This is a genomic window from Parasaccharibacter sp. TMW2.1882 (assembly GCF_023337635.1).
Lineage (GTDB): Bacteria > Pseudomonadota > Alphaproteobacteria > Acetobacterales > Acetobacteraceae > Bombella > Bombella apis.
Genome location: NZ_NWUT01000002.1, coordinates 369829 through 385373 on the forward strand (window position 1 = coordinate 369829; position 15545 = coordinate 385373).

Sequence of the window (15545 nt, forward strand, 5' to 3'; positions counted from 1 at the left end):
GAACCCTGCCAGTGCCGACAGACATGATCTCTCCAGGGCAGGCCATAGGATCACCTCACTCCCGATAGCGGTACCCGACACCGTAAAGGGTCTCGATATGATTGAAACATTCATCCACCCGACGGAACTTCTTGCGGACCCGTTTGATGTGACTGTCGATCGTACGGTCATCAACATAAATGCTGTCCCCATAAGCCGCATCAATCAGCTGGTCGCGGGATTTCACCAGCCCCGGACGCACGACAAGTGCCTTGACGAGCAGAAACTCGGTAACTGTCAGCGCCACCTCCTGACCATTCCAGAGGCACTGGTGCCGGGCTTCATCCAGCGCCAGCGCACCGCGGACCAAGATGCTGCTGCTTGCCCCAGCCTCCCCCGTGATTTCCGCCTGACTGACCTCATGCCGACGCAGCAGGGCACGGATCCGCTCCACCAGCAGGCGAACAGAAAAAGGCTTGGTAATATAATCATCCGCCCCCAGGCGCAGCCCCATGAGCTGGTCCATCTCTTCATCCTTGGAGGTCAGGAAAATGACAGGCAGGCTGCTCGAACGCATGCGCAGCCGACGCAGAAGCTCCATCCCGTCCATGCGGGGCATCTTGACATCCAGCACCGCCAGGGATGTCGAGCGGGACAGGATACCCTGCAGGGCACTTTCCCCATCCGTATAGACATGAACCGTGAAACCCTCGGCCTCCAGCGTCATCTGAACAGATGTCAGAATGTTCCGGTCATCATCCACCAGGGCAATGACCGGAACCTGCTGGGCCTTGGAACCATGTTTCTCTTCCGTGTGAGACGGAACCACGGGAGGGAAAGTGGTCTTCTTCATGCAAACTCCTGTGCCTTGCAACATAACAAGCAACAAAAAAATCTCAACACAAAGTTAAGACTGTTTACAGCAAATATTAACAGGAAGACGACTGCCAACACATGCCACTATTCTGACAACATTATACATTGAATCCCGGTAATTCCGCTAGCCCATTATGTAAATTGTGTTTTTTTACGCTGCCATCCAAAATTCAGCGCCACCCTTCCCCAGCACTACCTCCCCCCTTGCTTTTGCCGCATGGGACACTATCTCCTAGAGGCACGAAAGGAGCGCATCCTGCCGCTGCAATCACGAAAACCCGAAAGGGCATAGTGAGTCGAGTCCGCAGGAAATGTGCTCATGAAGACGGAAACAGGGTCACGATATGACAGAACAGACTTCTCATACCGACATGCCACAGACCGATACCACACAGCACGAAGCCCAGCCGCACAACACGGCATCCCAGGCCGAGGCGCATGAGGCTCACGCTACGGAAGAACAGGCCGGGACCGGCACTGCCGAGGAGCGCATTGCCGCCCTTGAAGAGAAACTGGCTGATATGGAAGACCGCTGGAAGCGCTCCGAAGCGGACAACCAGAATCTCCGTGCCCGCCACAAGCGCGAGATTGAAGACACCCGCCATTACGCCGTTCAGAAATTCGCCCGTGATGTCGTCGAAGCCGCCGAGAACCTGCACCGTGGCCTGTCCGCCCTGCCCCCGCATGAAGAGGGCGAGGATGCCCTGATCACCCGCCTGCGGGAAGGATTCGAAGGGACAGAGCGCTCCTTCCTCTCCATTCTGGAACGGAATGGCATCACCAGACTGGACCCGACACACGGACCGTTTGATGCCAACCTGCATCAGGCCATGCAGGAGCAGGAAGTCGACCACCTTCCGCCCAACCATGTCGTGCAGGCATGGACGCCAACATGGATGCTGAAAGACCGCCTGCTGAAGCCAGCCATGGTCATCGTCTCCAACGCTTCCTCAACAGGTCAGCCTCCCGAAAAGAAGGACTGATTCCCGGAACGATCACCCGGAGCCTCATGCCGCAGAAGATACTGATCATCCGTCATGGTGCTCTGGGAGATCTCTTTCAGGCGTTTGGAGCCTTTGCCTCCATCCGTCATGCTTTCCCCAACGACCATGTCACTCTCCTGACAGCCAGTCCCTATCATGATCTGGCCTCGTGCTGCCCGTGGTTCGATGCCATCGCCACAGATGACCGGCCTCCCTTCACCAATCTGCGCCACTGGCTGAAAATCCGCCACATCCTGCGACAGATGGACATGGTGTTTGACCTCCAGAATTCCGGCCGGACAGCCCGCTATTTCCATCTTGTCCGCCCCGGCACTGTTTGGTCCGGCCAGAACAGGCGGGCCAGCCTGCCCCATCTCAATCCACAGGCCCGCCAGATGCACACGCTCGTGCGGCAGGCCGATCAGCTCCGGGCGGCTGGACTCCCTTCCCTGCCCCGTACCGTCCCGGAATTTCTCAAGAACCGAGGCCCATACCTGCCCGCCCCCTATGCCGTGCTCGTGCCCGGGGCCGCACCACACCGCCCGGCGAAACGCTGGCCTGCCCTCCATTTTGCCACGCTGGCACAGGCTCTCGACACGTGGGGCTGCCAGCCCGTCATCATCGGCAGTACGGCGGACCGCCCACTGGCAGACATCATCCGCTCCCGGGTTCCGCAGGCACTGGACCTGACAGGCCGGACGGACCTTCCCGCTCTGGCCGGGCTGCTCCACCGTGCCCTGCTCTGCATAGGCAATGACACCGGCCCGCTGCACATGGCCGCCACGATGGACTGCCCAACCCTGACCCTCTTTTCCGCCGACAGTGACCCGAGACGCTGTGCCCCCCTCAGCATCACGCCCGGGCAGAGCCGGGTACTGGACTGCCCCGACCTCTCCACCCTGCACCCGGAACGGGTTCTCAGACTGCTGGAAGACTGGGGCCGACCCCTCATGCAGGCCCGCCTGACGCTTCAGAGGCATGGTTGATCGACAAAACGTGACCAGCCGACCCTGCCCCGAAAACTGGCAGGAACCGGCAAAAAACCGCCCTTCCTCCATCTGGCTGCATATTAGGGCTTGCAGGACAGCGCCATAAAAGGCCATTTTCGCCCCCATCTCTGTCTGCTGCGCCTTTCCTTTCATACAAGGGCAGCATCCTCTTCTGACCAACAACCAAGGAGTTCCTCCATGCCCGCCATTACCCTGCCCGATGGAAGCATTCGCACCTTCGATGGGGCAGTGACCGGGACAACCATCGCCGAAGCCATCGGGCCGGGTCTCGCCCGTGCCGCCATGGCCATGGAAGTTGATGGCAAAGCCGTGGACCTTGGTTTCACGATCAGCAAAGACAGCACCGTCCGCTTCATCACCCGCAAGGATGATGACGTGCTGGAGATGATCCGCCACGATGCCGCCCATGTCATGGCCGAGGCCGTGCAGGAGCTCTGGCCGGGAACGCAGGTCACCATCGGCCCGAGCATCAAGGATGGTTTCTATTACGACTTCTTCCGGGACAAACCCTTCACACCAGCCGACTTTGAAGCCATCGAAGCCAAGATGGCCGAGATCATCACACGGGGCGATGCCTTCACCCGTGAGGTGTGGGACCGGGACGAGGCCATTGCCTTCTTCGAGAAACGTGGTGAAAAGTTCAAGGCCGAGCTGATCCGGGACCTGCCGGAAAGTGAGGAAATCTCCATCTACCGTCAGGGCGAATGGCTGGACCTCTGCCGTGGGCCACACCTCCGCAGCACGGCGGATGTCGGCAACGCCTTCAAGCTGATGCGGGTGGCCGGGGCCTACTGGCGTGGTGACCACCGCAACCCCATGCTGACCCGCATCTACGGCACGGCATGGCGGGACAAGAAGGAACTGAAGGCCTATCTCCTGCGGCTTGAGGAAGCCGAAAAGCGGGACCATCGCCGCATCGGCCGGGACATGGACCTCTTCCACATTCAGGAGGAGGCGGTCGGCCAGATTTTCTGGCACCAGAAGGGCTGGCGCCTCTACACGGCGGTACAGGATTACATGCGCCGTGCCCAGAACCGGAATGACTATCAGGAAGTCCGCACCCCGCAGCTGGTGGACCGGACCCTCTGGGAAGCCTCCGGCCACTGGGACAAGTACCGTGAGCACATGTTCATCGCCACGGTGGAGGATGAGGACAAGACCCTCGCCCTCAAGCCGATGAACTGCCCCTGCCATGTGCAGATTTTCCGTCACGGCCTGCGCTCCTACCGTGAACTGCCACTGCGCATGGCGGAATTCGGCGCCTGCCACCGGTACGAACCGTCCGGCTCCCTGCATGGCATCATGCGGGTGCGGGGCTTCACGCAGGATGACGCCCACATTTTCTGCACGGATGACCAGATCGCCGAAGAAACGGCCCGTTTCGTCACCATGCTGGGCGAGGTCTACAGGGATTTCGGCTTCGAGAGTTTCCGTGTGAAATTCTCCGACCGTCCCGAAACCCGTGCCGGGTCTGACGAGGTGTGGAACCGGGCCGAGGGGGCCCTCAAGCGGGCCTGCGAAATGGTCGGCGTGGAGTATGAGCTGAATCCCGGTGAAGGGGCCTTCTATGGTCCGAAACTGGAATTTGTCCTGACCGATGCCATCGGGCGTGACTGGCAGTGTGGCACGCTCCAGGTGGACTACGTCCTGCCGGAACGGCTGGATGCCTCCTACATTGGTGAGGACAGTGCCCGCCACCGCCCTGTCATGCTGCACCGTGCCATCCTTGGCAGCTTCGAACGCTTCCTGGGTATCCTGATCGAACAGTATGCAGGCAAGTTCCCGCTCTGGCTGGCCCCGACGCAGGTTGTGGTAGCCAGCATCGTCACCGATGCCGCCGATTATGCGCTGGAAGTCACCGAACGTCTGCGCAAGGCCGGTCTTCATGCCGAGGCGGATGTCCGCAATGAGAAGATCAACGCCAAGGTGCGTGAGCACAGTCTGGCCCGGGTGCCGGTCATGCTCGTGGTCGGCCGCCGGGAAGCGGAAGAAGGCACTGTCAGCGTCCGCCGTCTTGGTGAGCAGGCACAGAATGTGATGGCTGCCGATGAGATCATCGCCGCACTGGTGGAGGAAGCCACACCGCCGGATATCCTGCGGGCTGCCTCCCGGAAAACGGCCTGATCTCTCCTGCGTCTGCCCCCTTGCACCATACCGGTGCGGGGGGTATGAATCTGAACAGGTAGTTTGAGTCCCGTTGCTCTTTCATCAGTGATGGGGCCGCAGCATCAACAGGAGATGACCATAGCTAGACCGCCGTTTCACGCCGCCCCGAACCGCGATGGGCCACGTGTCAATGAAGAGATCCGGGTGCCGCAGGTACGTGTTATCGACGCCGAAGGCGAAATGATCGGCATCATGCCGACGCGTGAGGCTCTTTCCCGTGCTTTTTCTGAAGGACTGGACCTGCTGGAAATCAGCCCGACGGCGGAGCCCCCGGTTGCGAAGATCCTCGATTACGGCAAGTTCAAGTACGAACAGCAGAAGAAACGTAACGAAGCCCGCAAGAAGCAGAAGGTCATCGAGATCAAGGAAGTGAAGGTCCGCCCGGGTACGGGTGAGCACGACTTCCAGACCAAGGCCAAGGCCGTCCGCTCCTTCCTGGAGGAAGGTGACAAGGTCAAGGTTTCCCTGCGCTTCAAAGGGCGTGAAGTGGCCCATCAGGACCTCGGTGCCAAGATGATGCATCGCATCCGTGAGTCCGTGGAAGATATTGCCAAGGCCGAACAGATGCCTCGCCTTGAGAATCGCCAGATGATCATGATTCTGGCCCCGAGCAAGCAGCGGGACACCAAATGATGTTTCCAGCCACCCTGTCCTGAAGGTGGCTTGAGACATGCTCCATGAAAACCCCCGGTCCTGCATGGCAGAGCCGGGGGTTTTTACCTTCATGACCCCACGTTGCAGCGCCCCTCCGGTGAAGAAGGAGCGCATGAGTACGGGAACACCCTCAGGCCACGTTCTCCACCAGAGCATGGCAGCGCTGGCGGCCCAGCAACGTGCAGAGAGTTGACGTGGGTGCGCTCTGATTGAGCGTGTAGAAATGGAAATGCTCCACCCCTTCATCTCTCAGACGCTGGCAGATGCGGTCTGTCACCACGGCACTCAGGCGGGAGCGGATCGGAGCCAGATCATCCACCCCCTCAAACAGGGCTTTGAGTTCCTCCGGCACGGAGGCACCGCACATCCGGGCAAAGCGCCATGCCTGCGACGCCCGACCTATGGGCAGGATGCCCGGCACGATAGGCCTGGTGATTCCTGCCTTCACGGCACGATCCCGGAAACGCAGAAAACTCTCGGGGTTGAAAAAAAACTGCGTGATGGCCCTGTCTGCCCCGGCATCAAACTTCTCCTTGAGATGATCGATGTCTGACTGGGACGACTCCGCTTCCGGATGAGTCTCCGGATAAGCTGCGACAGAAATCTCGAAAGGAGCAACCTTCTTCAACCCCGCCACGAGGTCTGCTGCATAGCGGTAGCCCTGCGGGTGTGGCACGTAGGGCGTTGCCGCCGCCCCTTTTGCCACCGGCGGATCCCCCCGCAAAGCTACGATATGCTTCACTCCATTGTCCCAATAGGCTCTGGCCACATCGTCCACCTCTCCCCGGGACGCATTGACGCAGGTCAGATGCCCCGCAAGAGGAGTCGATACCCTGGCCAACATCTGCCGCAAGGTCTCCAGAGTCCGTTCCCGTGAGGAACCGCCTGCCCCATAGGTGACAGACATGAAGCGGGGCTCATAAGCCGTGAGCCGCTGGGCGACACGCAGCAGAGCTGCGGATTTTTCATCCGTTTTCGCCGGGAAGAATTCAAATGAGACCTCAGGCATGATGCCAGTTCCTTTTACATACGGTTCTACGTAACCCTTGATTGCTGATCCAACGGCAAGCGGCCCATCCAGAGCTTCACCGTCAATTCTCCATCGAGAGAGACAGGGGGGTCTGCTTCCAGCCCTGCCGCCTCGAACCATTGTTTCATGCGGTCATCACTGAAGCCGAGATACATGTGGGCATCCCGTGTGCGGAGTTCCTCACGGTCATGCAGGGCAAAATCCACCACCAGCAGACGCCCGCCGGGGCTGAGAATCCGGGCCGACTCGGCAATGACGGCGGCCGGGTGCTGCGCATAACGCAGCGCCTGATGCAGAATGGTCAGATCAGCCGAGCCTGCAGCCAGTGGCAGGGCATAGAAATTGCCCTGCCGCAGCTTGATCTCTTCTCCATCCGCCGTCCGGTTCTCTTCCAGCTTGACCCGGGCCAACCTCAACATGGAGGGGCTGCGGTCAAACCCGATGGCGCTTTCACACTGCGGGGCCAGAAGCTCGAGCATGCGCCCTGTCCCCGTCCCGATATCCACAACACGCCCGAGCGGTCCATCACCCACCAGTTTCACGATGGCCGACTCGACCGATTCTTCCGAAACATGCAGGGAGCGAATCGCATCCCACTCCGCTGCATGAACCTCAAACCAGTCCTCGGCCTCACCCATGCGGACATTCCGCACGGCCTGGAGGCGTTGCCGGTCCGCCCGGCCCATCTCGTCATCATCCTCCTCGTGATAACGCCGCCAATGGTCCAACGCTGCAAAGATGGGCTCCAGGTCATTCTCGTCCCCGAGGGCAAGAAAAACCCAGCTTCCTTCCTTGCGGCGCTCTACCAGTTCGGCCTCCGCCAGCACCTTCACATGCCGGGAAACCCGCGGCTGGCTCTGGCCCAGAACCTGGGCCAGTTCGCCAACTGACAACTCCATTTCGCGCAGCAGGCGCAAAATTCTCAGACGCGTCGGCTCTGCAAGAGCCTGAAAGATTATAAGAGCACGATCCATGCAGACTATATATAATGACTTCATTATATATGCAATATCTGTTGACACATTTAAAAAGCCCTGTCACTTCTGGTTCCCGAAGCACAGCCCGGCCTGTCTCCCCACCCCGTGCAGGAGATGGACCGGACGCTTTTCCCGGCTGCCTCCCGGAGGCAGTCCCGATCTCATCGGTGGGGCAGATACCGCCCGCCCGTTTGCCTTTCTCCCCCGGCGGCACATCCCGCAGGGTGGTGGAAGGCAAATGGAACGGTGCCCACCCAACGCCAGGAGGCATGTCATGACCGTACGCGTCGCAACACTGGGCTTTCCCCGTATCGGTGGTCGCCGTGAACTGAAAAAGGCTCTGGAAAGTTTCTGGGCCGGCAACAGCAGCGAGGCCGAGCTGCTCCAGACCGCCGCCAGCCTCCGCAAGGAGAACTGGACCCGCCAGAAGGAGCAGGGAGCGGACATCATCCCCTCCAACGATTTCTCCCTCTATGACCATGTGCTGGATACCAGCGCCCTGGTCGGAGCCGTGCCGGATATCTATGGCCACAAGGGTGGCAAGGTGGACCTCACCACCTATTTTGCCATCGCCCGTGGCCGTCAGGTCGCCGGTGGGGAAGAGGCCGGGGACCATGCCCACGACTGTTCCTGTCATCACCATGCCGCCACCGATGTTCCCGCTGCGGAAATGACGAAGTGGTTCGACACGAACTATCACTACCTCGTGCCGGAATTCAAAGAAGGGCAGAGCTTCAGCCTCTCCTCCACCAAGATCATTGACGAATACAGGGAAGCCAAGGCCCAGGGCATCGAGACACGCCCTGTCCTGCTGGGGCCGGTAAGCTTCCTGCTGCTGGGCAAGGCCCACGGTGCAGCCTTCAACAAGCTGGACCTGCTGCCGGGGCTGCTCTCCGTCTATACCGAGGTGCTGCGTGAGCTGCGTCAGGCTGGGGCCGAATGGGTCCAGATTGATGAGCCGACCCTGGTGCTGGACCTTGATGATGCCACCCGCAAGGCTTTTGCCCTGGCCTATCAGAGCCTCACCAGTGCCGTTCCTGACATCAGGCTGCTGCTGACGACCTATTTCGGCGGGCTCGGTGACAATCTGGAGACAGCCCTGTCCCTGCCGGTTCATGGCCTGCATGTCGATCTGGTCCGTGCCCCGCACCAGCTGGAGGACGTCGTTGCCAAGGCACGCCCGGACCTGCTGCTCTCCCTCGGCGTGATTGATGGCCGGAACATCTGGAAGGCCGACCTTTCCAGAATTCTGAAGCACATCGCTCCGGTTGCCGCCAAGCGTGACATCATCGTGGCCCCGTCCTGCTCCCTGCTGCACACGCCGATTGATCTGGAGCGTGAGACGCAGCTGGATGCCGAGGTGAAGAACTGGCTGGCCTTTGCCGTGCAGAAGATTGCCGAACTCGCCACCATCGCCAAGGCCCTCAACGAAGGCCATGAGAGCGTGAAGGCCGTTCTGGACGCCTCCGATGCTGCTGCCGAGAGCCGCCGCACCTCCACACGCATCCATAATCAGGATGTGAAGAAGCGTGCCGCCCAGAAGGATGCCAAGCTGACACAGCGTCAGTCCGCCTTCCCTGTCCGCCAGAAGGCGCAGGAAGAGGCCCTGAAGCTGCCGCTCTTCCCCACCACCACCATCGGCTCCTTCCCGCAGACGAAGGAAGTGCGTCAGGCCCGTGCCCGCCACGCCAAGAAGGAACTCTCCACGCAGGATTACGTGGCCTTCCTCCAGAAGGAGACGGCATCCGCCATCAAGTGGCAGGAAGAAGTCGGGCTGGACGTCCTCGTGCATGGCGAGTTCGAGCGCAACGACATGGTGCAGTATTTTGGTGAGAAGCTTTCAGGCTTCGTCTTCACCAAACATGCCTGGGTGCAGTCCTACGGTTCCCGCTATGTCCGCCCGCCCATCATCTTTGGTGATGTCTCCCGCCCGGCAGCCATGACGCTCGACTGGTGGCAGTATGCACAGTCCTGCTCCAGGAAGCCGGTAAAGGGGATGCTGACAGGCCCGGTCACGATCCTGAACTGGTCCTTCGTCCGTGACGATCAGCCACGCTCGGAGACATGCCGCCAGATCGCCTTCGCCATCCGTGACGAAGTGCAGGACCTGGAGAAGGCTGGCTGCCCCGTCATCCAGATTGACGAAGCCGCCCTGCGTGAGGGTCTCCCCCTGCGCCGCAAGGACTGGCAGCATTATCTGGACTGGGCCGTGGAAAGCTTCCGTGTCACGGCCAGCGGCGTGCAGGACAGGACGCAGATCCACACCCACATGTGCTACTCCGAGTTCAACGACATCATCCAGGCCATCGCCGACATGGATGCTGACGTGATCTCCATCGAGACGGCACGCTCCAAGATGGAACTGCTGGAAGCCTTCACCGATCACAAATACCCTGCCGAGATCGGCCCGGGCGTGTATGACATCCACTCCCCCCGTGTTCCGTCCGTCGAGGAAATGGTCGAGCTGCTGCGTGCGGCAGAGAAGAAGGTTGCCCGCCGCCAGCTCTGGGTGAACCCGGATTGCGGCCTGAAGACCCGCAACTGGAAGGAAGTCCGCCCGGCCATCACCAACATGGTCAAGGCTGCCGAGATCCTGCGTGGCTGAAGGCTGAAAGAGATGGAATCCGGCTTCGTTACCTAGCACGATCCATCCAATGAAGCCGGGTTCCGGGGGGCGATTTAAAACAGTCTCCCCCACATGGAAAGGGCTCCCTCTCTGGGGAGCCCTTTTCTGTATTTCCGCTTCCATTGCTGCAGGGCATCTGCCCCATGCTCAATGATCAGCCGTTTTCCCACCGGAAGGGACGACATGGCAGGAAAAGAACACATCATCCTTCCCCTCACGGGCAAACGTGACCTCATCACCCTTCGACCACCAGCTATAGCTGCCTGCCACATATTTGGCACCATCAGCCGCCACGACATTGGAAAACACCAGCACACGACCATCCACGGGCAGAATGGCCAATGCCATGATATCTGCTGTCAGATAGGTCACCGTGAAACGGCCAGCAGGCAGGGAAGTCCGCAGGGACCGGACATCGTCACCCGCCTTCTTCTCATCCAGGCTGCATGTATAATCGACATCCTGCCGCCCCACGACCTCATCGGCCGGCAGGGGAATCAGGAGATGATTCTCGGCCTTCCGGGCTGGGACGGCCTTTTTGCGGGGTGATGGACTAGGCTTTCTGTCCTGTACCGGTGCGACAGACTGAGCCTGGAGAGACGCAGCCGTTTCATCACCTGCCACGGCCTCATGCCCCCCAGTCCAGACCACGCCCAGCAGCAGCCCACACAGGGAGGCTACCTTCATCCGGTCATATGCCATCAGTCACGACTCCTCTCAGTTCGACACGACGTCTTGCGGCCCTGCGTTCTTCCTCCGGCGGACGGGGCTGGCAGGCCATGAAATACAGACCCGTCACAAACGCCAGCTGCGACAGCAGGCCCAGACGGTTCCACAACCATGTGGCCGGAGAAGACGGAGCCATGAAAACGGATATGGTCTCATAAACCAGAAAGGCCAGACAGATCAGCCGCAGGCTGCGCATCAGCGGGCGCAGGGGATTGAGCGTGTTCGGCCTCACCAATGGGCGGAACCGCTGGAAGCCGACAAACAGCACGATACTGCACAGAAGTACCAGAACGGACTGGACACTCTCGCTGATGGAGGCCCCGTACATCAGCAACGGTGCCAGAAGGCAGGCAAACTGGAGAACGACGGACCCAAGCTCAAAATTGATGCCGATGCTCCAGGCAGACATGGCACCCGGCAGACGGTCCGCAACGGGCTGGAACAGCCTGTCCAGAATGAAATCATCCAGTGCCTGAAGAACCCCCTCCTTCATCCTGTCTCCTTTTCTCTGATACCATGCCATCTTGGCGTGGCCTGACTCCTGGCCGGGAGTATAACAGAACACACCCCTTGACGATATGTAACCAACACACCGAAAACAGACACAGACCCTTCCCCTGCTGAAAGGATGCGCAGCCCTCATGGCTCTACCCGCTTCACTGTTCCGTCCGGCCCTGCTTGCGGTCACACTGCTGACCACCAGCCTCACGGCCCTGCCCGCCCTGGCCGAAACGCCTCCCCAACCGACCCGGACCCCAGCGGCACCAGCTGCCCTGACCACAACCGATGAGGAAGGCGTTACCCGGGCGACCCTGAAGAACGGCCTGCGTGTCATCATCGTCCAGAACCATCTGGCCCCGGTCGTGCAGACAATGATGAATTACGAAGTCGGGTCCGTGGATACCCCCAAAGGGTTCCCCGGTACGGCCCATGCGCTTGAACACATGATGTTCAATGGCTCGAAGTCCCTCAGCCGGGACCAGCTGGCCACACTCAGCGCACGGCTCGGCAACAACGACAATGCCGATACGACAGCAGACGTCACCCAGTATTACTTCACCGCCCCTGCCAGTGATCTGGACATTCTCCTGCGTATCGAAGCAGGCAGGATGGAGGGCCTGACTCTGAGCGGAGATGAATGGGCACATGAGCGCGGTGCCATCGAGCAGGAAGTCTCCCGTGATCTCTCCAGCCCGATCTATCGTTACCTCTCACAGGTACGAGGCCTGCTCTACAAGGGGACACCATACGAAGCCGATGCCTTGGGCAGCCGCCCGTCCTTCGATGCCACGACGGTCGATCAGCTGCGGCAGTTCTATGAAAGCTGGTACGCCCCCAACAATGCCGTGCTGGTCATCACCGGTGATGTGGACCCGACCGAAACGCTGAAGAAGGTTGACGCCGCTTTTGGTTCCCTGCCAGCCCGCACCCTGCCAGAACACCCACGGGTTGTGCCGAAACCTGTCGCCAGCCAGACCCTGTCCCTGCCAACGGACCTGCCAGCTGGACTGGTCACGCTGGCATGGCAGATGCCCGGGCAGCGTGACCCCCGCTTTGCCGCCGCCACGCTTCTGGCCGACGTGCTGGCCAGCCAGCGGGCTGATCTCTTTGCCCTCGTCCCGCAGGGAACAGCACTTGAGACCGGCTTCATGTATGCACCAGAAGCCCAGGGCGGCATTGCCACGGCCTATGCGGTCTTCCCGCAGGGTGGCAATCCAGACCCGGTCCGGGTGAAGATGGCCTCCATTCTGGAGCATTACCGCTCCTCAGGCCTGCCGGCAGACCTCATCGAAGCGGCACGGCGGCGGGAAATCGCTGCGCTGGAATTCAACGCCAACAGCATCAGCGGACAGGCGGAAAGCTGGTCCCAGGCTGTGGCCATCCAGCACCTGCACAATCCCCGTGACATGATCCGGGCCTTCCAGACCGTCACCAAAGCCGATATTGATGCCCTGGCACAGGAATGGCTGGACCCCAACCACGCCATCAGTGCGACGCTGACACCCAGCAACTCTGGCAAGCCGCTGGCAGATAAAGGCTTTGGTGGTGCCGAATCCTTCACCAATCCGCCCAAGGAGCATGTCACCCTGCCGGACTGGGCAGAGCAGGCTCTTGCCCGGCTGACCCTGCCCCCAGCCTCCCCCCAGCCTTATGCCACCACACTGCCCAACGGCCTGCGGCTGATTGTCCAGCCCGAGCATGTAAGCCATACAATCGAGCTGTATGGCAGCATCCGCCAGAACCCCGCCCTGGAGCAGCCACAGGGCAAGGAGGGTATAGCCTCCCTGACGGACCGGCTTTTCCTCTATGGCAGCACGCAGCATGACCGGCTCTCGCTGGCCCGTGCCCTTGATGACATCTCTGCCGAAGAAGAAGCCGGAAGCAGCTTCAGCCTCAGCACCCTGACAGATTCCTTCACCACGGGCCTGTCCCTTCTGGCAGAGCACGAGCTGCACCCAGCCTTCCCGGCCCAGGCCTTCGTCATCACACGGGAGCAGGAAGCCCGCAGCCAGCAGGGCACGTTGCAATCCCCCGCCTATCGCTTCGGCCGGGCTGTCAAGAAAGCACTGGTCCCAGCAAAGGACCCGACCCTGCGTGAAGCCACGCCAGAGAGTATCCGGGCCCTCAGCCTCAATGATGTGAACACCTATTACCGGCTGGCCTACCGGCCAGACCTGACAACCATCGTCATCATCGGGGACATTACGCCAGAGGATGCCGTACAGAAAATCACGGCTGCCTTTGGCAGCTGGCAGGCCAGGGGACCGGCCCCGCAGATTGACCTGCCGCCAATTCCCCCCAGCCGTGCCAGCAGAACGGTGGTTGCCGACCCCGGGCGCTCCCAGGACAAGGTGACACTGACAGAAACACTGGGCCTGACCGTCACCAACCCGGACCGTCATGCTCTGGCCGTCGGCAACACCATTCTGGGTGATGGCTTCTCATCCCTCCTGATGCAGGACCTCCGTGTCCGTACAGGGTATGTCTATGGTGTTGGCAGTGCACTGAATTACAGCCGCACACGCAGCAGTTTCTCCATCACCTTCGGAGCGGACCCGGCTAAAGTACCCGCCGCACAGGCCCTGGCCATCAAGGACCTGAACCGGCTGAGGACAAAACCTGTCTCTGACGAGACGCTGGACCTCGCCAAGGCCAGCCTTCTGCGCAGTTTCCCGATGAGCCGGGCCAGCTTCGATTCCCTTGCCGGTCTCTGGCTCTCTCTGATTGATCTCGACCTGCCGCTGGACAACCCGGACAAGGCCGCCAAAGCCGTTTATGAAATGACAGCAACGGATGTGCAGAAAGCTTTCGCCCGGTGGATCCGCCCGACAGACCTGGCCCGCATCATCATGGGGCCCGCACCGGCACGATGAAGGGCAGTCATTCAGCCCCCTGAACGAAAAAAGGGCACCCCCACGGGTGCCCTTTTCCATACCTGCCACACGTCAGCGTGACCCATGGCGCACTGAAGGTCAGAGCAGGCCTTCATCCATCAGATAATTCACGGCCTGGAGGATGCGGTTGCCATACAGATGCTCCTTCATGGTCCGCTCCTGTGCCTTCCTGGCCATCTCGAACCGCAGGTCATCATCCCGCAGATACCGGTTCACGATCTGCTCGAAATCATCACGGTTCGAGAAAACCGGAATCTCGTCTGCTTCATAATACCGGCGCAGCTCATAGGTTTCCTCATGAAAAACCTGGAAAGCCCCGGCCGCCGCAGCCTCGAACGTGCGTGGGCCCGGCGTGGACGGGGAAATCATGAAGCGCTTGTTCTCAAAATGCAGGGAGCGGCCCAGATTCAGCACCAGACGTGAGCGGCTATACAACTCGATGAGCTGCTGTTTCTCAATCCGGGCATCTGAGAAGCCCACACCCATCTCACCCCAGCCCGGCCCGATGATACGGATATTGAGCTGCTGGAGCACCGGCATGAGGTTGCGCACGACCTCCTTGCGGGAACTGAAAGCCACACCGCAGAAGAGAACATCAATGGTCTTGTCCGCCTGCCGGTCGAGCGGCACATAGTGCTGTTTGGGGCAGGCCCCCAGCGGCAGATGGAACACCCGGTCACGCTGGTAGAAATTGTGCCCCCAGCGGTCGCAGGAAAAGATCACATCAAAATCATTGGCGATCTGGTAATGGGCATCCTGCTCATAGGGGTCTTCCGTGGCCCAGAAGGTCGTCACGGCACCAACCTTTTTCGCAGCCCGTGAGACCTCCCCGAAATAGGTGCTCTCCGGCAGGTAAGACCCCATGGCAAACACCAGGGCTGGCTGAAGGGTATGGATGGCCGAGGCAGCGGCCGTCACATGCACGGACACCACGTTCCCTTTGCCAAAGCAGTCTTCCAGTCCCTCCATGATGGTGGCACGCACCTGGGCATTGGCGTGGCTCTCATAACGGCCACCGCTGCAGAGCAGCACTTTGTGCTCTTTTCTTTTGGGCCTGTTCTTTTTCCGGCTGTCCTTGTCCTTCACGGCGGTCTGCCCTTCACCTGCGCTCATCTGTCAC

At 60.4% G+C, this 15545-nt stretch carries 12 protein-coding genes; 6 read left to right on the plus strand and 6 right to left on the minus strand.

Annotated features, from left to right (window positions below; all coding sequences use genetic code 11):
- Positions 1-55: 55 nt before the first annotated feature.
- On the minus strand, positions 56-832 hold the full coding sequence (locus CO583_RS07345) for a response regulator transcription factor (RefSeq protein ID WP_081562832.1): 777 nt from the start codon (positions 830-832) through the stop codon (positions 56-58).
- A gap of 367 nt (positions 833-1199) precedes the next feature.
- On the opposite strand from CO583_RS07345, the gene CO583_RS07350 reads away from it, so the two are divergent.
- The 4 genes from CO583_RS07350 (at position 1200) to infC (ending at position 5647) form a co-directional block, all read left to right on the plus strand.
- Positions 1200-1838: a nucleotide exchange factor GrpE gene (locus tag CO583_RS07350; RefSeq protein WP_248630677.1), complete on the plus strand. Its 639-nt coding sequence runs from the start codon at positions 1200-1202 to the stop codon at positions 1836-1838.
- A gap of 26 nt (positions 1839-1864) precedes the next feature.
- Positions 1865-2824, plus strand: a complete 960-nt coding sequence (locus tag CO583_RS07355) for a glycosyltransferase family 9 protein (RefSeq protein WP_248630679.1) — start codon at positions 1865-1867, stop codon at positions 2822-2824.
- A 201-nt stretch (positions 2825-3025) separates the two neighbouring features.
- Positions 3026-4972, plus strand: a complete 1947-nt coding sequence (gene thrS / locus CO583_RS07360; protein WP_043557991.1) for a threonine--tRNA ligase — start codon at positions 3026-3028, stop codon at positions 4970-4972.
- Between the two features lie 114 nt (positions 4973-5086).
- Positions 5087-5647 (plus strand): translation initiation factor IF-3, encoded by a 561-nt coding sequence (infC, locus tag CO583_RS07365; RefSeq protein WP_043557988.1) that lies wholly within the window; start codon positions 5087-5089, stop codon positions 5645-5647.
- Between the two features lie 151 nt (positions 5648-5798).
- On the opposite strand, the gene metF is transcribed toward infC, so the two are convergent.
- Positions 5799-6677 (minus strand): methylenetetrahydrofolate reductase [NAD(P)H], encoded by an 879-nt coding sequence (gene metF, locus CO583_RS07370; RefSeq protein ID WP_043557985.1) that lies wholly within the window; start codon positions 6675-6677, stop codon positions 5799-5801.
- Positions 6678-6703: 26 nt separating this feature from the next.
- Positions 6704-7696, minus strand: a complete 993-nt coding sequence (locus tag CO583_RS07375; RefSeq protein WP_227449691.1) for a metalloregulator ArsR/SmtB family transcription factor — start codon at positions 7694-7696, stop codon at positions 6704-6706.
- Between the two features lie 253 nt (positions 7697-7949).
- On the opposite strand from CO583_RS07375, the gene metE reads away from it, so the two are divergent.
- Entirely contained in the window at positions 7950-10280 is a 2331-nt protein-coding gene (metE, locus tag CO583_RS07380) for a 5-methyltetrahydropteroyltriglutamate--homocysteine S-methyltransferase (protein ID WP_043557978.1), read from the plus strand.
- 168 nt (positions 10281-10448) lie between these two features.
- Here the strand turns inward: metE and CO583_RS07385 are convergent, their stop codons facing one another.
- Both CO583_RS07385 and CO583_RS07390 read right to left on the minus strand, forming a co-directional pair.
- Positions 10449-11003, minus strand: a complete 555-nt coding sequence (locus CO583_RS07385; protein WP_081562836.1) for an MliC family protein — start codon at positions 11001-11003, stop codon at positions 10449-10451.
- On the minus strand, positions 10993-11523 hold the full coding sequence (locus CO583_RS07390; protein ID WP_043558433.1) for a hypothetical protein: 531 nt from the start codon (positions 11521-11523) through the stop codon (positions 10993-10995). Before CO583_RS07390 ends, CO583_RS07385 begins: the two co-directional genes overlap by 11 nt.
- Before the next feature lie 148 nt (positions 11524-11671).
- On the opposite strand from CO583_RS07390, the gene CO583_RS07395 reads away from it, so the two are divergent.
- On the plus strand, positions 11672-14404 hold the full coding sequence (locus tag CO583_RS07395) for a pitrilysin family protein (protein ID WP_103765301.1): 2733 nt from the start codon (positions 11672-11674) through the stop codon (positions 14402-14404).
- A gap of 99 nt (positions 14405-14503) precedes the next feature.
- On the opposite strand, the gene CO583_RS07400 is transcribed toward CO583_RS07395, so the two are convergent.
- On the minus strand, positions 14504-15538 hold the full coding sequence (locus CO583_RS07400; protein ID WP_081562839.1) for a glycosyltransferase: 1035 nt from the start codon (positions 15536-15538) through the stop codon (positions 14504-14506).
- Positions 15539-15545: the final 7 nt, after the last annotated feature.